The organism is Nitratireductor sp. ATLC21, from assembly GCF_057196525.1.
This window is the reverse complement of record NZ_JBXUOU010000002.1, coordinates 626,534-646,961: the sequence shown is the minus strand read 5'-3', so window position 1 is coordinate 646,961 and position 20,428 is coordinate 626,534. Positions and strand designations below refer to the sequence as shown.

Annotated in this window: 21 protein-coding genes, 1 tRNA gene and 1 pseudogene; 16 read left to right on the top strand and 7 right to left on the bottom strand. The window is 58.1% G+C overall.

From position 1 onward, the window contains the following. Positions 1-320: 320 nt before the first annotated feature. On the top strand, positions 321-545 hold the full coding sequence (locus AC2CHD_RS10625) for a hypothetical protein (RefSeq protein WP_484553643.1): 225 nt from the start codon (positions 321-323) through the stop codon (positions 543-545). 152 nt (positions 546-697) lie between these two features. On the opposite strand, the gene AC2CHD_RS10620 is transcribed toward AC2CHD_RS10625, so the two are convergent. Continuing rightward, the gene (locus tag AC2CHD_RS10620) at positions 698-2,083 is read right to left on the bottom strand and encodes an integrase arm-type DNA-binding domain-containing protein (RefSeq protein WP_484553642.1); all 1,386 of its coding nucleotides are present in this window, start codon (positions 2,081-2,083) and stop codon (positions 698-700) included. Positions 2,084-2,830: 747 nt separating this feature from the next. Here AC2CHD_RS10620 and AC2CHD_RS10615 point away from each other — a divergent pair. After that, positions 2,831-3,850, top strand: coding sequence for a hypothetical protein (locus AC2CHD_RS10615; RefSeq protein ID WP_484553641.1), 1,020 nt, complete (start codon positions 2,831-2,833; stop codon positions 3,848-3,850). A gap of 182 nt (positions 3,851-4,032) precedes the next feature. On the opposite strand, the gene AC2CHD_RS10610 is transcribed toward AC2CHD_RS10615, so the two are convergent. After that, complete coding sequence (locus tag AC2CHD_RS10610; RefSeq protein ID WP_484553640.1) at positions 4,033-4,242, bottom strand: hypothetical protein; 210 nt, start codon at positions 4,240-4,242, stop codon at positions 4,033-4,035. Positions 4,243-4,713: 471 nt separating this feature from the next. Between AC2CHD_RS10610 and AC2CHD_RS10605 the strand changes: the two genes are divergently transcribed. Genes AC2CHD_RS10605 through AC2CHD_RS10595 form a run of 3 tightly spaced genes read left to right on the top strand, consistent with a single transcriptional unit; the run spans position 4,714 to position 6,906 of the window. Continuing rightward, the gene (locus AC2CHD_RS10605) at positions 4,714-6,123 is read left to right on the top strand and encodes a PTS galactitol transporter subunit IIC (RefSeq protein WP_484553639.1); all 1,410 of its coding nucleotides are present in this window, start codon (positions 4,714-4,716) and stop codon (positions 6,121-6,123) included. A gap of 12 nt (positions 6,124-6,135) precedes the next feature. Next, entirely contained in the window at positions 6,136-6,597 is a 462-nt protein-coding gene (locus AC2CHD_RS10600) for a PTS sugar transporter subunit IIA (RefSeq protein ID WP_484553638.1), read from the top strand. Between the two features lie 24 nt (positions 6,598-6,621). Next, the gene (locus AC2CHD_RS10595; RefSeq protein WP_007008973.1) at positions 6,622-6,906 is read left to right on the top strand and encodes a PTS sugar transporter subunit IIB; all 285 of its coding nucleotides are present in this window, start codon (positions 6,622-6,624) and stop codon (positions 6,904-6,906) included. A 58-nt stretch (positions 6,907-6,964) separates the two neighbouring features. Here the strand turns inward: AC2CHD_RS10595 and AC2CHD_RS10590 are convergent, their stop codons facing one another. Together AC2CHD_RS10590 and AC2CHD_RS10585 are read right to left on the bottom strand one after the other, a co-directional pair. Then, complete coding sequence (locus tag AC2CHD_RS10590; protein WP_484553637.1) at positions 6,965-7,936, bottom strand: alpha/beta fold hydrolase; 972 nt, start codon at positions 7,934-7,936, stop codon at positions 6,965-6,967. 267 nt (positions 7,937-8,203) lie between these two features. Beyond that, entirely contained in the window at positions 8,204-12,154 is a 3,951-nt protein-coding gene (locus AC2CHD_RS10585) for a DUF7507 domain-containing protein (RefSeq protein ID WP_484553636.1), read from the bottom strand. 423 nt (positions 12,155-12,577) lie between these two features. On the opposite strand from AC2CHD_RS10585, the pseudogene AC2CHD_RS10580 reads away from it, so the two are divergent. Continuing rightward, a pseudogene (locus AC2CHD_RS10580) lies at positions 12,578-12,894 on the top strand (transposase family protein); the annotation flags it as partial. A 271-nt stretch (positions 12,895-13,165) separates the two neighbouring features. Next, a complete protein-coding gene (locus tag AC2CHD_RS10575; protein ID WP_484553635.1) occupies positions 13,166-14,179 on the top strand; it encodes a PAS domain S-box protein in 1,014 nt (337 codons plus the stop codon). Between the two features lie 116 nt (positions 14,180-14,295). Here the strand turns inward: AC2CHD_RS10575 and AC2CHD_RS10570 are convergent, their stop codons facing one another. Next, positions 14,296-14,769, bottom strand: coding sequence for a YciE/YciF ferroxidase family protein (locus tag AC2CHD_RS10570; protein WP_484553634.1), 474 nt, complete (start codon positions 14,767-14,769; stop codon positions 14,296-14,298). Between the two features lie 200 nt (positions 14,770-14,969). Here AC2CHD_RS10570 and AC2CHD_RS10565 point away from each other — a divergent pair, with 200 nt between their 5' ends. Then, positions 14,970-15,119: a hypothetical protein gene (locus AC2CHD_RS10565; RefSeq protein WP_484553633.1), complete on the top strand. Its 150-nt coding sequence runs from the start codon at positions 14,970-14,972 to the stop codon at positions 15,117-15,119. A gap of 38 nt (positions 15,120-15,157) precedes the next feature. Here the strand turns inward: AC2CHD_RS10565 and AC2CHD_RS10560 are convergent. Continuing rightward, positions 15,158-15,232 (bottom strand) — tRNA-Thr (locus AC2CHD_RS10560). A 267-nt stretch (positions 15,233-15,499) separates the two neighbouring features. On the opposite strand from AC2CHD_RS10560, the gene AC2CHD_RS10555 reads away from it, so the two are divergent. From AC2CHD_RS10555 to yacG, 8 genes are all read left to right on the top strand, one after another. After that, complete coding sequence (locus AC2CHD_RS10555; RefSeq protein ID WP_484553632.1) at positions 15,500-15,691, top strand: hypothetical protein; 192 nt, start codon at positions 15,500-15,502, stop codon at positions 15,689-15,691. A gap of 225 nt (positions 15,692-15,916) precedes the next feature. After that, positions 15,917-17,206, top strand: coding sequence for a UDP-N-acetylglucosamine 1-carboxyvinyltransferase (gene murA / locus AC2CHD_RS10550; protein ID WP_229447879.1), 1,290 nt, complete (start codon positions 15,917-15,919; stop codon positions 17,204-17,206). A gap of 19 nt (positions 17,207-17,225) precedes the next feature. Continuing rightward, entirely contained in the window at positions 17,226-17,672 is a 447-nt protein-coding gene (locus AC2CHD_RS10545) for a DUF2948 family protein (RefSeq protein ID WP_484553631.1), read from the top strand. Position 17,673: 1 nt separating this feature from the next. Then, positions 17,674-18,159 (top strand): UPF0262 family protein, encoded by a 486-nt coding sequence (locus AC2CHD_RS10540; RefSeq protein WP_229447881.1) that lies wholly within the window; start codon positions 17,674-17,676, stop codon positions 18,157-18,159. A gap of 37 nt (positions 18,160-18,196) precedes the next feature. Beyond that, the gene (locus AC2CHD_RS10535) at positions 18,197-18,643 is read left to right on the top strand and encodes an arsenate-mycothiol transferase ArsC (protein WP_484553630.1); all 447 of its coding nucleotides are present in this window, start codon (positions 18,197-18,199) and stop codon (positions 18,641-18,643) included. Between the two features lie 126 nt (positions 18,644-18,769). Then, positions 18,770-18,988, top strand: a complete 219-nt coding sequence (gene infA / locus AC2CHD_RS10530) for a translation initiation factor IF-1 (RefSeq protein ID WP_006200926.1) — start codon at positions 18,770-18,772, stop codon at positions 18,986-18,988. Positions 18,989-19,014: 26 nt separating this feature from the next. Continuing rightward, positions 19,015-19,647, top strand: coding sequence for a Maf-like protein (locus AC2CHD_RS10525; protein ID WP_484553629.1), 633 nt, complete (start codon positions 19,015-19,017; stop codon positions 19,645-19,647). A 1-nt stretch (position 19,648) separates the two neighbouring features. Continuing rightward, positions 19,649-19,846, top strand: coding sequence for a DNA gyrase inhibitor YacG (gene yacG / locus AC2CHD_RS10520; RefSeq protein WP_229447883.1), 198 nt, complete (start codon positions 19,649-19,651; stop codon positions 19,844-19,846). A gap of 138 nt (positions 19,847-19,984) precedes the next feature. Here yacG and AC2CHD_RS10515 read toward each other — a convergent pair whose 3' ends face one another. Then, complete coding sequence (locus AC2CHD_RS10515; protein ID WP_229447884.1) at positions 19,985-20,287, bottom strand: DUF1127 domain-containing protein; 303 nt, start codon at positions 20,285-20,287, stop codon at positions 19,985-19,987. Positions 20,288-20,428: the final 141 nt, after the last annotated feature.

Below are 20,428 nucleotides of genomic sequence, written 5' to 3'. Positions count from 1 at the left end.
CGTTCGTTTGCCGAGCACGATAGTCCGCTCCCCGCCCTCTATTGACCTTCGCACGGCGTGCAAGGTGCGACCGCTTTGAGAACGCCGGCGAACGTCCGAAATGCGGGCGCTTTCGTGCCCAGACGCTTTAGTGTCGCAGAACGAACCCTCTGCGCGGGAGAGGTGCCTGCGGTTGAGCTAGAGGGCACAGGTCGGGCGCTGCGCCAGCGAGTGATCGTCGACATGAACGTGCTGCGCTTCCCACTCTAGACGCAGCTACCGCCGACGACCTGCGCCGGTTCCAGATCGAGCAGCAGGAGGACTGCGTTCCCGTTGCGACGATGAACAGCATCGTGTCGGCGCTACGCTTATTCATCACTCACACGGTCGATCGACCGGATCCGGCGCGTAGGCTCTTCCGGCTGGCGCATCCGCGCAAGCTGCCGGTGGTGCTCACTCGCGACGAGATAACTCAACTGCTCAACTTCACCACCTGCTTCAGGTACCAGGCCGCGCTCCCGGTCGTCTATGGCAGGGGCCTGCGGGTCGCGGAAGTACCGATTTAAGCGACAGCGTTACCAACAGGACGCTGCCGAAACGCCGGCGGACGCAATGCATCGCGATCTTGATGGCCCACCCCAAATGTCGAGAATGTGCTTCGTTGAAAAGAAAATCCATCCCGACTAGGCGTGCGCTAATGAGCATAGGTGAATTCTAGCTAGGCGAACTTCTTTCGTTTGCCTGCAACGTTCCTTACCTCGCGCTTCCGGGACACCTCCTCAGCGCGGGCGATATGTCGGCGCGCGGCGCCACCTCCAAGCCAGTCGCGAAGTTCGGGTTGTTTCGTCAACGCATCCCCAATTGCTGAGAAGACCGTGTCGCTGATCGCCTGCTGCTGCGTGCGAAGATGATCCTCCAGCAGCTTATGTCGCGTGATGTAGCCGGAGTTCACACCTGGGACGGAATGGTTCATCAGCATGCGCGCATCCAGCTCCGAAACGCCCGCAGGGGTTGCTACGGTGCGATAGGTTTGGCGGAGTTCGTTGCCCCACTTTGATAGCACTTCTCGGTCTTCTTTCTGCTCAACCAGATGTCCATCGGCACTGTCAGCGGGAAATATCCAATCCATAGCTTCGAGCGGGTATATCCGCCGGCCGAAACGAATGGACCGCATGAGACAGTTGATCATCTGGCGGGACAGAGGAATGTCGAAGGCGCGATCGGCGCCGCCCTTAGGACGGGGAATGTGAAGCACCCTTCGGCGCAGATCCAGATGGATCAGCCTTGCTTCTTTCAAGGCTGCCGGACGCGAGGCGGATAGTAGGGTGAACAAATGGAACTCACGGCGGATCGGATTGTCGAGCTTGGCGACTTCGATGAACCAGCCCTTGAGGTCGGCCAGCCCCATGCCGCTGCTTCGGCGCTTCTCGTGGTTCCAATCCACACTGTCGACCGGATTGTCGGTTGGCAACTTGCGATTGGTCTTGCGGGCATGATTGTAAATTGCGCGGAAGGTTCGCATGCTGCCGTTCGCAATATAAGGACCGTTCTGCTCGGAGATGGTGTCGTGCTTGGCCGCGACCTGCGCGGGATCTTCACCGAGCTTGATCAGCGGCGTGTCCAGCCAGTCCTTGAATATCCGTTCCACATGGTCTCGGTAGCTCTCGATCGTGCGCTCGCTTCGGTTCTTGCGCTCCATGGCGAGTCGATAGCGCTCCCAGGCCTCCCGCAGCGTGATCCCGGCCGGCTTCTCTTCCTCATCCGTGACGTCTATCGTTTGCAGATCAGCGACCGTCGACGCCTTGGAGACGTGTTCGTCGGATTTGGGATGCAGTCCACGACTGATCTGGACGAGATACTCCTTCGCCATTGCGCGTGCGACGCGCGTCGAGAGTGAGGCTGTGTCTCCAAGCGCCAGCCGCAGGGTTGAAGCGCGCTTACCCTGCTGGCGAAGATCGCCCTGGATCATGAACGTCTTCTTCTTGGTGCCGACAAGGAGAAAGAAGCCTTTCAAATCGGTGTCGCGGACAATGTAGCGCCCCGTATCGGGCTTCGGGAGGCGAGCGATGGCTTTGTCGTTGAGCTGGATACGGAGGGTCGCCACAGGTATGACCTCGTATGCTGAAACGGTTTTTGAAACGGTTTTGGCAAGTCGAATGATCTGAAGGGATCGGGTCGCCACCGCACGAAGCTATGCGATAATGCATTGAATTGCAATAATTTATCAAGACTGGTACAATGTTAGAGGGGCAACCGGATATTGTAGCGAACGAAGATTTTTGAACTACGAATCTGGGGGTCAGAGGTTCGAATCCTTTCGGGCGCGCCATTTTCACACCTGCCTGCCGATCCTGTTTTATTCGCTGTCGCGATTTCATGCCGCTTGAGATGGCAGCCTGTGCATTGGCAACATTGCCCTTTCCGCGGCGTAATGCCCGTAAAACTCCGCTTCTTCTGACGAAGTGTTTGTCCAAGACAAGCCGCACGCAACCGCGCGCGGTGACTTGCCCAATTCTCTCGGCAAGAGGCTTACTTGTTCATAAGCCGACCTGAATGTTTGTTTGGCCCGTAGGCGATAACCGTATCGTCTCCGAAAATCTAATCAGTTTTGCGTTCCTTGTGCTGTCTGTTCGAGCCAAAGCCATCGGCCTTTGCAGAACGTGCCAGCGATTGCGGCGCGCTTCTTTCGCGTTCCAACGGCGGCATCCAGTTTCTGGACTTGTCTGTCGTCTGCTGAAGGACCGGCTGGCGCTCCTGTTGCGTACACGACGAAGACACAGATAGGGGAGAGCCGCATGCATCGGCTTCAGCCGAGCCCACGGCTCTTCAAACTTGCGAAAAGCGAGAGATAATGTTGCAGAATGACCAAGCTGAAATCTACAGGAACGGGGTCTCGAAACAGGAAGGAAAGGAGGAGCCACAGGTTGCATCACCAGGGGAAGGCGGAACCAATGAAGAGAAAGCCGCTGTCCTGGAAGCGCTTCTTCAGAATTCGGAGTTCCGGGCATCTGACCGCAACAGGCGCTTCCTGCGCTTTGTGGTGGAGGAAACGCTCGCAGGGCGCGCTGATCGAATCAAGGCGTTTACGATTGCTGTAGACGTTTTCGGCAGGGATGCCAGTTTCGATGCGACAGTGGATCCGATTGTCCGGATCGCTGCGGGACAATTGCGCAAATCTCTGCGAGATTATTATGAAGGGCCCGGCAAGGCGGATCCGGTCCATATATCCATACCTCTGGGCGCCTATGTTCCCATCTTCGAGAAACGCGGCCCAACGAATCTGTTGGCGGCACTTGCCTCGCGGCATTTCCCGAGCCGGCGCGTCTGGGCCGCCGGTGCAGGCCTGGTCACCGCTGTTGCCCTGTTGTTGTCAGTGACGACACCGCTGTGGCTGGACGTACCAACGGGTGCCAATCGCGGGACTGCGGCTGTGCTGGTGCTCGACACAGCAAGAACCAGTCAAGTGAATGCTGATGCCAATCAATTCGCAGAAATGCTCAATGATGCGCTTTGGCTGAATGTCGGCCGGGAACGGGCCATCCGTTCCGTCGGTGTGCGTCCGCATGAGCAACTCGAAACCGTCGTATCCCGGGTCAAGGCCATGTACGGGCCGGAGAGTGAGGTGTTCGAACTGCTAACCAGTGTTCAGGTGGAAGCGGATGAGGTGCGTGTGTATTGGCACTTGCTTAATTCCGCTTCTCGCGAGGTCCAGGTCTCTTCCCTGGTGAAAGAGGCTTTCAGCCCAGCAGCAAAAGCGGCACTTGCAGAGACGACCGCAGCCAGGGTCGCCGCCGCACTGTTCGGCTATGAAGGGGCCCTCGCCCAATACCAGGCAGATGCCACGGTGGCAGCAAACAGCACCGAAGATTGACCCGCTCGGTCACAAGAAGGAATGCGGTCGCGCCACGTAAGAAGCGCGACCGCATTTTTTTTCCGGCGTCCTTCCCGACCAATCAATGCGCAAGACAGACGGTAGAGCCACCGGTCACAGGCAGCATGGCGCTACCCGATTTTAGAATCTCAACGAGAGATGAAGAACTCGGCGCCTGCCTCTCAGCGTTTCAAGCTGAAAAAGCGCAGTTTCCTGCGTGAGGTCCCGCCAAAAAAAGGGTGATTTCTCTTGCATTCCTGGAGGATATCCAGATCCACGGCCCCCTGCCGCACCAACATGATATCCACTTCCGCACTCGTGTATCCGAGCTCGGCCATCTCGTCGAGCAGAAGCAGAATGGTGTCGGGGTCGATCAAAGGTTTTGCGGGCACGGCTATTCCGGTGAGTTCGGCACGTCACGCAAAACACTCGGGCCAATTGCAGGGAGGGTCCCAAAGCCTCACCTGCACTTCCAGGAAGTGAGGCAAGGCTTTGGGAGAAAGCCGACCCGGGGGGCGGGAGGGCCGGCTTTGGCGGTCGCTCCACAGAGGCGTGAAGCGTATTCCTGTTCTTCGCGTTACGGTGGGGGCGCGGTTGCGCCGGCATGAGGAGCCGGCATGAATGTGTTTTGATCAGAGAGCACCATTTGCCCCGTCCGCTTGCTTTCGTCTTATGGTTGTAGTTTTGACGAAACTGCACTTATGAGGAAATCAGAAAGCGCATTTTTTCGTTCTGCGGGGCGTTTTTTACGGTGCATTCGCCGATTGACAGCCAAGTGGCCGCAAGCCATAAACTTGCGTCTATTTTGAGAAACAAATGTTCTGATCGCGAATGGTTCTGAACAGGAATTCAGGGGGAGGAAAATGGACACATTCCTGAGCGGCCTTAAAGCGGCCGTCGATACGCTTGGCGCAACGGTTCTGTTGCCCATCGTCATTTTTGTCATTGCCGCAGTGCTGGGGGCCAAGATCGGCAAGGCATTCCGAGCCGCCGTCACCATCGGCGTGGCTTTCATCGGCATCAATCTGGTTCTTGGCCTGATGCTCGGATCCATCGGCGACGTGGCACAGGCCATCGTCACCAACACGGGCATTCAGCGCGACATCGTCGATGTGGGCTGGCCTTCAGCCGCCGCGATCGCTTTCGGCTCATCGGTGGGCCTGTGGGTGATCCCGATCGGCATTGCCGTCAACATTGCGCTTCTTCTGACGCGCATGACCCGCACGCTCAATGTCGACGTGTGGAATTTCTGGCACTTTGCCTTTATCGGCTCGCTTGCCGTCGCTGCCACGGGCAGCCTTGCCTACGGCCTCGTTGTTGCGGCGCTGATGGCGGCGCTTTCGCTGCTGTTCGCTGACTGGTCGGCTCGTGCTGTGCAGAAGTTCTATGGCATTCCGGGCGTTTCGGTTCCGCATCTGGCGTCTGCCCAGATCCTGCCGATCGCCATCGTGATCAACTGGATCATCGAGCGCATTCCCGGTGTCAACAAGGTGAACATCTCGACGGAAACCATCGAGCGCCGCTTCGGCGTCTTCGGTGAACCGGTCGTGCTCGGCCTGATCATTGGTCTCGTGCTGGGTGTGGTCGCCTACTATAACGCAGGCGATTTCGGCGTGGTCCTCTCCAAGGTTCTGCAGACGGGCATGACGCTCGCCGCCGTGATGCTGCTTCTGCCGCGCATGGTGAAGATCCTCATGGAAGGCCTGCTTCCCGTTTCGGAAGCGGCACAGGAATTCGTGCGCAAGCGTACCGGTGACCGGGAGCTTCTGGTTGGCCTCGATTCGGCCATCCTGATTGGCCATCCGGCAGCCATTTCCGCGTCGCTGATCCTGGTGCCGATCGCCATCATCCTGTCGATCGTCCTGCCGGGCAACCGCGTGATCCTGTTCGCCGACCTGGCGGTTATTCCCTTCATCGTCGCAATGACGGCACCGCTCCTGCGTGGCAACGTGTTCCGCATGGTGATCGTCGGCACGGTGACACTTGCCGCCGGCTTCTATGTGGCAAACGCGCTTGCGCCTTTGTTCACCAGCGCCGCCGTGGATTCGGGCTTCGAGATGCCTGAGAATGCGGTCCAGATCACCTCGGTGGTCGACGGCTTCCTGTGGATTTCCTACGTGGTTATCGCAGCAATCCGGAACCTGGGCGCTGCCGGGCTGGGTGTGCTCGCCGCCGTCATCGCGGCCTGCTTCTGGCTCTATCGCCGCAACACGCTGGCCTGGGAACGGGCCGCCGGTGCGGAAGACGATGAAACCACTGCACAACAAGGCTGAATAGGTTAGTGAATGGCTGAAGCCCTTATGAACCACATCGATCCCGAGGCGATTGTCCTCGGGGTCGATACCGATAGCCGCGAGGCTGTCATTCGACTGCTTGCCGACAAGCTCAAAGCAGCCGGCTACGTGAAAGACAGTTTCGCTGATGCGGTTCTTGCCCGTGAGGCCGCGATGCCGACCGGACTTCCGCTCGGTCACGCGGTGAACGTTGCGGTGCCGCACACGGATCCGGAACATGTCTTGAAGCCGGGCATTGCTCTTGCCACGCTCAAGAAGCCGGTGACCTTCGCAAATATGGAAGACCCGGATGAGGCAGTGGAAGTCGGGCTCGTCTTCCTGATGGCGCTCAATGACAAGGACCGTCAGATCGAAATGCTGCAGGAAATCATGGCGACCATCCAAAGCGAGGAAGCCATTTCCGGCCTCATGAAGGCATCGTCGCTTGATGATGTCGCTGCGGTTCTGAAATAATGCCCAATTGATCGGGAGAGACCCATGAGCAAGAAGACCGTCCTGTTTGCCTGCGGCACCGGCATTGCCACCTCGACAGTGGTGGCCAACGCGGTAACCGAGGCCATGAAGGAACGCGGCATCACCATCGATTCACGTCAGTGCAAGGCCACGGAAGTGCGCTCTGAGCTGAACGGCGTGGATCTGATCGTTTCGACCACGCAGCTGCCGTCGGATCTCGGCGTGCCGTCCATCGTGACGCTCGCCTTTCTGACCGGCATGGGCAAGGCCGAAGCACTCGACAAGATCGAGGCGGAACTGCGCAAGTAGAACCCGGCTTGCCACACGGCAATATCAAGGCCCGCTGCCTGACCGGCAGCGGGCCTTTTCATTCGCCCACAAGCGCCTCATCGGCATTGCTCGCAGGCCCGCGTGCCAGTTTTTCAATTGCGGCGACCGCCAGCTCGGTTGCATGGACATCCGGCTTGTGTCCGAGGCCGTTCACGGCGATCAGCTCGGCTTGAGGCAACTCTCGGGCAAGACGCTGCGAATGAAGCTCCGGCGAGACAACATCGTCCCTCGTGCCGGTGATGATGACTGAGGGTGTCCCTATGGTCCTGTAACGGTGATGGGTGCGTTCCGTCCACGCCAGAAGCGCACTGATCTCGCGCGCATTGTGCCGAAAGGCTGCAGGCGCGACAGCCTCGACAGCGCGCGTTGCCTTCAGATAATCACTCGGCATCGGATCCGGCGAGAAGACACCTTGAGCTGCAGCTCTCATCGCAAGGCGCCCCGCCCATGGAACGACAAGTCGGCAGAACAAGGCTCCCAGAATCCGGGCCCGTGCAATGCTGTAATACCAGGCGATTCCCCCAGGCCAAGGATAGAGAGCAGGCGCGAGAAACAGGGTGCCGATAACGCGTTCGGGGTGATCAAGTGCCATGGCGGCGGCAACCGCGCCGCCATATGAGTGGCCGACAAGAATGGCCCTGTCGATGCCCCGCAGCGCCATCAACCTTGCGATCGCATGGCCCTGAGCATCCGGAAGAATGTTTGCATCCGGCCCGTGATCGGACAGGCCGTGGCCAGGTCGGTCCACGAAGAGGAGATGCGCCCGCCCTTCCAGGGTCGAACGAAAAGCATAAAGCGGATCAAGCAGACTGGTGCTTGCTCCATGGATGAAAACGAGCGGGGGGAGATCCGGCCGGTCAGCAAGCAGCCGAAGACTGTTCAGACAGAAGCCGCCGACATCGATACGTCTTCCACGCCCGGTATCCGATCCTTCCCCGCCTCCGACAAGCGGAGAGCCTGGATCGCGCACGCGAGCCGGGCCTGGCTGGTCTCGCAAACTCACGGCCATCTGGTCCTTGCTTTTTACCATGACCGCGCAACACGCAGTCCTGTGCTGCGTAGCAGCTCCTCCACGCACAAATCCAGTTCGAATTGGAGTGGGTAGGTTCGTTAGTGGCGTTTCCTCAAGCCACTAAGCAAGCTTGGCCGATTGAAGAGAGTGCAGTTGAGCTTCCCAGGTTGAAGGGGAGACGGAACCACATGACATTCATTCGGAAAGGGGTGCAGCAGGGAGCTTGTTTCAACAAGTCTGCCGCACCCCTTGTCTTTCAGATCCTCAGTCTTTTTGCGCAGACAATTGACGCGTCTCAATCTCGAGCCTGTAGCGGGAACCAACATTGCGCCATTCCGATGAGATCAAACTGCGCACGGCAGCCAGCCGTTTACGGGCCAGCGAACTTCTCTCACCCGAGTAGGAGATACGCAGCACAGACGGCTCCTCGTCGAGCAGAGCAATCAGTTGCCCAACACGCGAAAACCACTCGGGCTTCAGATGCTCCTGGTCCGCTTCAAAAGCGTCCGCGCTGAGATCAAGCCGTATAACTCGCCCGATGGAGGCGCCGAAAAGGAATTCTGAAGCCTTACCGGCAGTCAGGCGAACGACACGCGGGTTTTCCGTCGTGATGCGATAGCCGGAGGGAAGCGATCGCGGATCAAGTTTCAGGATATAGTTGGTTCCGATGGTTTGATCAGGAAGGTCTGCACAGGCCACATGGAAGCGGCCGTGATCATCCGAGGTGATCAGCAATCCTTTGACTGCTGCAACGCGGACACCTGGCAGCCCTGGTTCACCAGCATCCTGATAGCCGTTGCGATTCTTGTCATCAAATACCTTTCCAAGGATGTCGCCGCAGTCGAACACCGGCTCCGGTACGATTTCAACTTCGGCTGTCGCTATGCCGGAAACTCGCTCTCCGGTCTCATCTTCCACCCAGGCCCGGTTGATGTAGGTATCTGGCTTCGCGGCCGCCGTCGCCCGAAGGTCCAGCGCAATCTCGACGTCTTCATCAGGATTGAGCGTGATGTCCTCGAATGTATGCTTCCGGCCCTCGATCTTTGGCGTCAGCGCGGTATCCCCAAGCATTGCCGAGCCAGAGACGTAAGCAAATGCGACCGGTATCTCATCAACAATGTCAACCACTTGGGGAGACGTAAACCCGATCAATTTTGCCCGGATCACGTAGGGTACACGCCCCCCTCGCTGAACCTCGAATATCTGCGCCGTCTTGCTTATAAGATATCCGGGAAGATTGACTTTGGCGATCGCTTCCGGCGAGGTGGTCTCGTCTCCCTTGGGCCCCTTACCTGTCGCGGTTGCAGAGTTTTGAACGCCATGCTCCACGTTTTGAGCATTGGCGATATCCGCCTCGGACAAGGTGTATGTCGCCTTGAATGTCTGGCTTTCCTCAGGGTCGAGCTCGGCGCTGGCAGGTGTGAACGGGGAAAGCGAACCCGTGCCCGGTTTACCGTTGAATTTCGGACCGGAGTCATGTGGCGTCACATCAGATGCGGTGACTGTGCCGTCATTGGTCACGGTCACTTCATAATCAATGGTGTCTCCAGGCTGAGCAAACCCGTCTTGTGTTCCGCGATAGGTCCCTGTCTTTTCCGTCGCCAGCGAGAGGTTTTGTGGCAATTTCAGCACCGTTGGATCATCCGGGTCATCATCGCCATCGGCGTCCTGATCAGTCGGGTCTTCAGGGTCGTCTGAAAGGTCGCTTACCGAAGTGCCCTGAGGTGTCTCACCGCGGGCGGTGGCTTGGTTCACAACCTCGCCGGCGTTCACCTCCTCCTGCGTGAGCACGTGTTTTCCTGAGATCGTTTCAGCATCGTTTTCGCCGGAGGCCAGACTTGAGATCGGTATAGTGCCCGTCTCCGCATTTGGATCTTCGACGGTGATGTTCGACAACGTCACATTGCCCGTGTTCTTGATGTCGAACACGTAGCGAACGATCTCGCCGGCGTCCGGGAAACCATTGCCATTCGTATCATCCGCAGGGTCGAACGAAGCGCTTTTGGTAAAGCTCAGGCCAGGCACACTCGGGATGTCGAGCTCGGTGGGGGTACCTGGCACACCGCCAGGGGAATGCGACTGGACGACCACGTCTTCTCCCTTGGGGTCCTTCGCCTTGCCTTCTGCAACATTTTCTATCGTGCCCGCATCCGCGTCTTCCTGGGTGACGACGTAGGAGCTTTTGAAGGTCTCCGCGTCTTCGGCACCTGGTTCCAGGCTTGCGAGAGGACCGCCTTCCACGTCCACCTTTTCATCTTCGACGGTAACATCGGTCAGGGTCACGTTCCCCGTGTTTTTCACCGTGAATGTGTAGAGGATCGTTTCACCGACATCGATGACACCATCATTGTCCGCATCCTGATGTTCGGCTTCCTTCTGCAAATCCATATCGCTGTTCTGGTCGAGCGGTGTCTTCGTCATTTCGCCCGGCGTCCCTCCCGGGGGTGAGGACTCCGCGTCAACCGGATCGCCGTGAGGATCAGATGCTCGCGAGGTCGCGCTGTTGGCCACCTCGCCTGCGTCGATATCCTCCTGCTTGACTTCGTAGGTGCCTTTAACGCTCGAATCCGAGTTTCCCGGGGCCAACGACGCGATCGGGCTGTTCTTCACGTCAACCTTTTCGTCCGTCACTTCAATGTTGGTGAGGGTCACATTGCCCGTGTTCACCACGGTGAACGTATACTCCAGGGTCTCGCCGATATCGGGCAGACCATTGCCATTGGAGTCAATCAGCACGGCCTCTTTCTCAAGCGTATTGGCACCTGCGGCAGTGAGCCTGAGGATGGTTATATCGTCCGGATCGCCATCCCCCTCAAGATCCTCATCCGTGGCATTGTCGGGATCGTCGGAAAGGTCCTCGACTTCGTGGCCAGTGGCCGTAGCGGTGCCCTTGACGACGGCCTGATTTTCGAGAATGCCGGCATCGACATCCGCCTGGGTCAACGTGTAGCTGGCGGAGAAGGAAGTGTTGTCTATTCCTCCTGCCGGCAGATTGATGGGGCCGCCCGAAACCGGGATATCTGGAAGAGGCGCTTCGACGGTAATCCCGCTCAGTTCAACAGAACTGGTGTTGGTCACCTCGAATTGATATGTGACCATCTCACCGGCATCCGGCACACCATTGCCATTCGAATCGATGAGTGTGACCAAATTGGTGAGCTCGATTTTCTCTTCCTGTATTGTATGCGCACTCAGCGCGATGGGTGGCCCGCCGCAGGTCTGAGTGCTCTTCAAGATATAGCCGGTACCCTCAACCAGTTCGAACTCGATCGTCTCGTCTTCCTCCGTCTCCTCATCTTCAATGACGCTGACCCCGAGGTCGAAATCCACCGCGGTATACGTACCTGCCGGGATCGAAACCGTAAAAGTCTCCCCGCCCCCGGGGGTGGTGTAATCATCTCCGAGGTCAGCAGTTCCTCCCACCACATTCACGGTCACCGTCAACGGCGCTTCGAGATACCCGCTGACCCTGATCTTCGGCAGGCCCACTTCCTCTCCGCTTTCTGGATAAGCGGTCTCAGCCTGCGAAAACTCAACCAGAGGATCGATACGCAACTGGATGTCATCGATATGGTTGCCGGTATCTGGATTACCATCCGAAGTGGAGATCGCTGCGAACCCAAATTGTTGAAGGCTGTCGGGCCCTGTCCAGGTGAATGTCCCCGAATAATCTCTCCATGTTCCGAATTTGGCGGATTCACACGTGGCATCGCTGATGGTAGCGCCACTCCCGCACATGCTCGGCCCACCCACGCCGGCATTGCTTGTTGATGCCCGAACAACCCGCTCAGCAGTACCTATACTGAAGTCCATGGTATCGGTGCCTGAAAGCCCACGATGGCTGAATCGCCAATCGATTTTGTCATCCTGGAGGAGGCACACGGTTTGATAGATGCGAGAATTCTGGCGGGCATTGAGCTCGGCGTGTTGCGACCCGGAGCGAGAAGGCACACCGTTAAATCCGGTCTTCCAAATCTCAATCAACTGCCCTGATGGATAGCCACAATTGCCGGCCATCGAAGCGTGCGTGGTTGACCAACCTAGAACATAAGTGCTGGGAACATGCGCGAAGTTACAGCTGAGAACGGGAGACTCGAAACCAAGATTGAGAAAGCTTCTTTGCACCTGTGCATCAGCATCTCCGACACCGGCGAACCCGAGCGCTGCCAGACCGAAGGCCACGGCCGCGCCCCTCCGCATCAGCGTGGCCGCCAAGGACGGCAAACGGCAAGGCATATCCGCATTGCCTGACGAGTTGCTTCTTCGCTCTACAGAAGAAGCACAAACACCCTTCACGCGTCGCCTGAAATGCCCCTGAGGTAGATTGTCCATCTCGCGTTCCCGTAGCATATAAGCAGTTTGCTTCGATCGTTCTGCCGCATAGATTTCAATGCTTGCAGGCAGTGCCGAGCATGACAAAATGCCGACCGACCCATGCTCATCCTGAGGAGAACGACGGGCTTGGCAATAATCTGCAGAGTCTCAACGGGTAAACGTTACGGGTAGAACCCGTATCGATACCTGACAGGCGATCTGAACCAGGCAGTGTCAGCAAACAGATCAGAGAATATCGGATGACGGGTGCTGCCGGAGGGAGAAACTTCGATCTCTCTTCTTGACACCCTTGAAGAATGGAATGCTTACCCGAAGACGATCCGGGGTGACCAGGCCTCGGGGTTCATCTCCCGTGATCTTGACCTATGGGCTTACCAGCGTGGCGTCGATCTCGACTTCTCGCGTCCGGGCAAGCCCACGGACAATGCGTTCATCGAGTCCTTCATCGGCAAGTTCAGGACGGATTGCCTCAATGCGCACGGCTTCCTGATGCTTGCCGACGCCCGTTCAAAATGGAGGAATGGCGTGAGGACCACAACAATGTCCGACCGCACAGCGCAACCGGCAACCAGCCGCCGTTATCGCTCATGAATGGTTCCTCGGCACCTTCCACCGCCTGAGCCGGACACCCCGGAAGTTCCGTTAAACACCTTATCCCGGTGTCCACGAAACCGGCAGCAGGCCACGGGTCCATTCAGGGGAGCGGCTCAGCAAATATGGTGCACCACCAGTTGAGCCAGTCTTCGAGACTCCTCTAGCGGAGCTTGAGCCTTTTGCTTGTTGATCGCACATCATTCCACGAGTATGCGTAAGAGCCACAAGCATTGCATCGTTTCACACCCACCTAAGGCATGTGCCAATGGGTGTGGAATCGAGAAGTGGGAGTTACAGATGGCGCAAGCAGACCGCACCAGCGGTGTATCTCCACTTCATAACCCCGATCCACGCGACTGGCTGGCAGCCATCATTGAAGGATCGGACGACGCAATCATCAGTAAAAACCTCTCCGGCCACATACAGAGCTGGAATCCTGGAGCGGTGCGCATTTTCGGCTACACGGCCGAAGAGGTCATTGGCAAACCAATCACCATCCTGATTCCCGAGGAGCGGCTCGATGAAGAACCGCGCATCCTCGCCAAGATTAGAAGCGGCGAAAGAGTAGAACATTTCGAAACAGTGCGCCGCCGCAAGGATGGATCGCTGGTCGATATATCCTTGACGATTTCACCGATCCGCGATGCCTCTGGCACGATTATAGGTGCATCAAAAATCGCGCGCGATATATCCGAACGCCGTCTGGCTGAAGAAAGCCAGCGCCTGCTCATTCGCGAGATGCAGCATCGGGTCAAAAATCTATTCGCAGTGGCAACTTCCATCGTAACGCTTACATCTCGGCAAGAACCTTCTGCAGAGGCGCTGGCCAGCGCCATTCGTGAACGTTTAACGGCCCTTGCACGAGCTCATGACCTGACGACAGGCAGTTGGTCGGCAGATGAAACCGAGAACAAAGGCGGCGGCCTTCGAGAGCTCATCCAAACAGTTCTCGCCCCCTTTAACGATGGAGAGCGTATTCAGGTGGAAGGAGATCACGTCCCCGTCGGCAGTCACTCCACCACCAATATGGCGCTTCTGATTTATGAGCTGGCCACCAATGCCGCCAAATACGGCGCCTTGTCGGTTGCCGAGGGAAGCCTCGCCATAAAACTTCATGTGGATGACGATCAGGTCCGGATCAAATGGACCGAAAAAGGCGCACCGGGGTCGCACAAAGAGAAGGCGTCAGGCTTTGGTAGCCAATTGACGAGCAACCTGGCCTTGGCATTGAATGCCACCCTCACCCACGATTGGCGAGCGACGGGTCTGGCCGTGACGATCGACCTACCAGCAGCTGCTCTGAAAAACTGAAGGTCCCAAGTTGAAAACTGGGGTTTTTCGTCAAAGGGGAGCACGCTAATACCAGCCTAAAAATTACCCCGTCACCCTTGGGCGACGGGGCAAGAAAGTCTCCAACGACAAGTGACCTACTTCTTGTTCACTTTCGAAACGGCCAGGTTCGTAAGCTTGCTGTTGGCCGCCTTCTCCTGATCAAGGATTTCGCCCAGAAGATTGTGTGCCTCTTCATGGCCAAGCAGCTTCGCCCATTCGCGGAGTGACCCGTAGCGAGCGATCTCGTAGTGCTCCACCGCTTGGCATGCAGCCAGCAATCCGGCATCCAGCGCCGTTCCCGACGCCTCGTCCATCAAGCCGTCAGCTTCCTTGATCAGACCTTCAATCGCATCGCACTTTTCGCCCTCGGGCTTCTTGCCGATGGATTTGAACACCGCTTCCAGCTTCTTGATCTGGTCCTTTGTCTCGTCGAGATGTCCTTCAGCCACCTTCTTCAGCTCAGAACTTTTTGCTGCCTTTGCGACCTTCGGAAGAGCCTTGGTGATGGCGTTTTCGGCGTAGTAGACATCCTGCAGTGTGTGCTCGAACAGTTCATTCAGTGACTTCATCGTGAATCTCCAAATTGCCCCGCGCTCCTTAACTTTGCGCAGGTAGGAAGGTTCCACGAGGAAATGCGGCAGGATCTGCCCGAGGGTCCGCTCTACGCTGACTTCTGACACTCCGCTCATCCACACGTTTTGCTCTTTGCCATTGGCTTGTCGAGGTATTCGGGGTCTTTGACCTCCGGCTTTTCAATCGTCTGGGATGGATGGTGAACACCCTGGGCGGCCGTGTGGATACGAAGGCCGGCATCATCCATCGGCGCGGTGCTGGCGAGACCGAGACGAGAAAACGCCGTCTGCCCATTCGCATTCCGCGCTGCCTCTCTGGCTTCCTCGGAAGATGGGAGTTTCTGTAACGACAGAAATACGGATGCCAGGCAAGTGCTTGGTTTAATGGTGCTGCCGGAGAGATTTGAACTCTCGACCTCTCCCTTACCAAGGGAGTGCTCTACCCCTGAGCTACGGCAGCAGCGCCGAAACGGCGAACGCCTGAAGAGCGGGCGATCCGCTTGCGTCCCGATCACGGGGAGACAGCGTCGCTGCCCGCCCTTGTGATGCGGCGGACTTCTGCCACAATGATCAGCATTGCGCAAGCACACATTCGCATTCATTTGCTCAGTTTGATATATGGCTGTGAAAATCATCACTGCCATGATCGATGCGCTGCTTGCGGTGCCCCGATCCTGGGGTAGGATCACAGCCGGTTGTCGCAGTTCGGTTGACCACGGAGTTTCACTTGGGCAAAGCCAGAGAGCCAGACGTCTCATCCCCCGGTGCAAAAGGTGATGAAGAGCGCAGAAAGCGCCTTGCCGCCCAGTTGCGTGCCAATCTCGCTCGGCGAAAGGCGCAAGCGCGGTCCCGCCGTCAGGGGGAGGCCGATCAACGTCCTGAAGGGCTGTACCCCGAAGCAGCGGATACCGACGAATAGCCTATTCACCCAAGCAATCACCGCCTTGCGCGGCGCGCGGCCATGTTTTAGGACCAATTGAAACGAATATATCTTGCAACATCTGCTTCGCGGTATCGCAGCCACCGCCTATCGCATCAGAAGCGGCCTTTACGATACCGCAAGGCAATCGGCGCATTCTGGCAAGTCGGGGACAATCCGAAATTACGGTCGACAACGGCAAGCGCGCCCGGAAAGTGAGAACGGATGGATCGCATACGCATAACCGGCGGCAACGCGCTCAACGGCACGCTGCCCATATCGGGCGCCAAGAATGCCGCCCTGCCGCTCATGATCGCGTCATTGCTGACCGATGACACGCTGACGCTCGATAACGTCCCGCATCTGGCGGATGTGGAGAGCCTGATCCGCATTCTCGGCAATCATGGGGTCGACTACTCGGTGAATGGCCGCCGTGAAAACCAGCAGAAAGGTTATTCGCGCACCATTCATTTCACCGCCCGCAGCATCGTGGACACGCTCGCGCCTTATGAACTCGTCTCGAAAATGCGGGCGAGCTTCTGGGTCATCGGCCCGCTTTTGGCGCGCATGGGCGAGGCCCGCGTCTCGCTGCCAGGCGGCTGCGCCATCGGAACACGCCCCGTCGATCTCTTCATCGACGGCCTGCGCGCGCTCGGTGCCGAGATCGAGATCGAACAGGGCTACGTGAACGCGAAAGCCAAAAACGGGCTGGTCGGCAATCGATATGTTTTCCCCAAAGTTTCCGTGGGCGCCACGCATGTCCTGATGATGGCCGCATCGCTTGCAAAGGGCGAAACCGTTCTGGAGAACGCGGCGCGCGAGCCGGAGATCGTCAACCTGGCCGACTGCCTCAATGCGATGGGCGCGAAGATTTCGGGCGCGGGGACCGACACGATCAGGATTGACGGGGTGACGAGCCTTTCCGGCGCGCGGCACCGGGTCATTCCCGACCGGATCGAGACCGGTACCTATGCGATGGCCGTGGCGATGACCGGCGGCGACGTGATGCTGGAAGGCGCTCAGGCGGATCTCCTGGAATCAGCGCTTGGCATTCTGGAACAGACCGGCGCCGAGATCACCCGCGCCAACACCGGCATTCGCGTGCGCCGCAATGGCAGCGGGATCAACCCCGTCGACATCACCACCCAGCCCTTCCCTGGTTTTCCAACCGATCTCCAGGCGCAATTCATGGGGCTGATGACCATGGCGAAGGGGCGCTCCCACATAACCGAAACCATCTTCGAAAACCGGTTCATGCATGTGCAGGAGCTGGCACGCCTCGGTGCAAAGATCTCACTTTCCGGCCAGACCGCAGTCGTGGACGGCGTGTCGCAACTGCGCGGCGCTCCAGTGATGGCGACCGATCTGCGCGCCTCGGTCTCTCTCGTGATCGCCGCACTCGCGGCGGAAGGACAGACGGAAGTGAACCGCGTTTATCATCTGGATCGCGGTTTCGAGCGGCTTGAAGAAAAGCTCTCCGCTTGCGGTGCTGCGGTTGAGCGTATCTCAAGCTGAACCTGGCGGGCCGGTGGTCATGGATTTTCTCAAGCTCGTAGCGCTCGACGATGTCGATCTCGGTATCCTGTCGGCACATTTGCAGGATGCCGTGATCAAGGTGGGTGACCTGGCTTTCGAACCCTCGAACCGACGGTTTGCCGTCGCCTGCAACCGGTTTGTGTGGGAAAATGAAGCCAAGCGCAGCTTCCTGCGCAAGACACCGCATGAACGCCGTCGCTGCATTCTTCACTTCGACAGGGTGTTGCATGTGCGCGCGGCAGGTATCGACCGCAGCCGTCCTGATGACGTTCTGTCCCTTCTGGCACTCAATTTTATACCGGCCGAAGAAGCTCCGGCCGGTGTTGTCGAACTGATTTTCTCCGGCGGTTCCGCTTTGCGGCTCGATGTCGAGTGCATCGAGGCGCGGCTGACCGATCTCGGCGCGGCGTGGGAGACGCCGAGCCGACCAAGACACGACGTCTGACATGGCCTGTCAGGACTCCGATACGGCACGTTTGATCGATGTCGAACTCGACGAGTCCGTTGGCCGCGGCACACCGGATATCGAGCATGAGCGCGCAGTGGCCATTTTCGATCTGGTCGAGGAAAACAGTTTCCGGCCTGTCGGCGACAAGGGTCCGGGGCCTTACAAGCTGAAGCTGTCGCTCGTTGAGGCAAGGCTCGTTTTCGCCATTTCGCGGGAGAATGGCGAAGCAGTGGTTACCCACATCCTCTCGCTCACGCCGTTTCGCCGCATTGTGAAAGACTATTTTCTGATCTGCGAAAGCTACTACGATGCCATTCGCAGCGCGACGCCCAGTCAGATCGAAGCGATAGATATGGGACGACGCGGTCTGCACAATGAGGGATCGCAAACGTTGATGGACCGCCTGAAAGACAAGATCGAAGTGGACTTCGACACCGCACGGCGGCTTTTCACGCTGGTTTGCGTGCTGCATTGGCGGGGCTGAAACGCGTCATGGGTGCCGCCTCCACGGGAGTGCGGCCGTGAACCCCGGCGCCGCAGACAAACCGCGCGTGCCGCAGTCGGTGCTGTTTCTTTGCGGCATGAACGCCATCCGTTCGCCCATGGCCGAGGCCCTTGCCCGCCAGATATTGCCGTCTCGCGTTTTTCTGGCCTCCGCCGGCCTGCGCGCCGGCGAACGCGATCCTTTTGTCGATGCGGTTCTGGATGAAAAGGGTCTTTCGCTTGGAGAGCGTCAGCCGCAATCCATCGAGGAGCTGGCCGACACCAATTTCGACCTCATCATTACCCTTTCGCCGGAAGCCCATCACCGCGCACTCGACATGACCCGGACAATCGCGGCGGATGTCGAATACTGGCCGACCATGGACCCCACTGTCGTCAGTGGCACACGCGATCAGATCATCGCTGCCTATCGCGATGTGCGCGACCGGTTGGCCGCATCCATTGCGCAGCGCTTTGAAACGTGAAACAAAACCGACACAAATTGACGTTTGCCGGGCTTTGGCTTGTTCACAAAGAGTGATGAATGAGCTAGGTTCCGCGCCAAATTCCGGCCGTCGGCCGGGAAAATCTTAAAAAGCCGAAGGTAACGGATGCCAAAGGAAGAAGTCCTGGAGTTTCCAGGCGTGGTCACGGAACTGCTGCCCAACGCGATGTTTCGCGTCAAACTGGAAAACGAACACGAGATCATTGCCCACACGGCCGGTCGCATGCGCAAGAACCGCATTCGCGTTCTTACGGGCGACAAGGTGCTCGTTGAAATGACGCCTTACGACCTGACCAAGGGTCGCATCACCTATCGCTTCAAGTAAACGCTGTCGCGGCTGGTGGAATTGCAATGAGCGCACTGCACAAACTCGTGCTGGCTTCCGGCTCACCCCGCCGCGTCGAGCTTTTGCAGCAGGCCGGTCTCGAGCCTGATCGCCTGGCGCCTGCAAACATTGATGAAACGCCGCTCAAGAGCGAACACCCGCGCTCGCTTGCCAAACGTCTGTCGCTGGGCAAGGCAGAGAAGGCGTACGAACGCCTGAAGAAGGACGATGAGGCAGAAGGTTGCTATCTGCTGGCTGCTGACACGGTGGTTGCTGTCGGGCGGCGCATTCTGCCCAAGGCCGAGAGGGTAGACGAGGCCTCCAACTGCCTGCAACTCCTCTCCGGACGCACGCACCGGGTCTACACCGGTCTTTGTGTCATCACGCCTTCGGGAAAGGTGCGCCAGCGCCTTGTCGAATCGCGCGTCCGCTTCAAACGTCTCTCGCATGAGGAGCTTGAAAGCTATCTGGCGTCCGGCGAGTGGCGAGACAAAGCGGGCGGGTATGCCATTCAGGGGCTGGCAGGCACTTTTGTGGTCAAGCTTGTAGGCTCCTACACCAATGTCGTAGGGCTGCCGCTCTACGAGACCGTCAACCTGCTGGTGGCAGAGGGATACAAGGTCCATTTCAACTGGCTCTCAGGTGCCGGAGCCCGTTAGAATGAACCAGAGTTCGACTGAAAAAGTCACGCCGCTGCGTCCAAAACGCCCCTGCCCTGAATGCAGCAAGCCCTCGGAACGGGCATTCTACCCGTTCTGTTCGAAACGCTGCAAAGATGTAGACCTCAATCGCTGGCTTTCGGGCAGCTATGCAATCCCCGGTCGCGCGGTGGACGAGGAAGACGGCGACCCCGCCTGATCCGTTTGTTCCATTCCGACAAAAAAAGCCCGGTCCGAGGGACCGGGCAATGTGCAGGCTGCCGGGGGGAAGCCGGCCTAGCGGGAGTCATGCCTGCATAGGGAGCTGAATCTTCTTGCTCTCAGAATCTCGGCGCTGTCAGGCTCCAGGCGTCGCCCCGCCGTGGAGCGCGCTCATGCGTGTGCGTTCATGTGCGATTTCCTGAAGAGCCTGCGTTGCAAGCTTTCGCGGTGCCCGCAAAGTCACCATGTCCACATCGCTTCGTGTCAGACCGATGTCGGCGAGTTGCCAGTCGGACATTTCCGACAAATGGCGCATCGCGGTTCGCGCCTGCCAATAATTCTTTGTCTTGGCCAGAATCGACACTGCAATCGCGCGCACCACGCCGGCCGGCTGTGAAACAGCGGTCATGGCGAAGGTCTGGGTCTCGGCGCGGGTCATCGTTCTGATCCTTTGTGTCTTGAACGAAAGTGATGAGCGGGCATCCCATCCGGCAGATCCGAAGGGCCCGTCTCGTGAACGATGGCAGAGTGACAAACTGTTATTGATTAGTCGAACGAATGTTTTTAATCTCTGTCATCA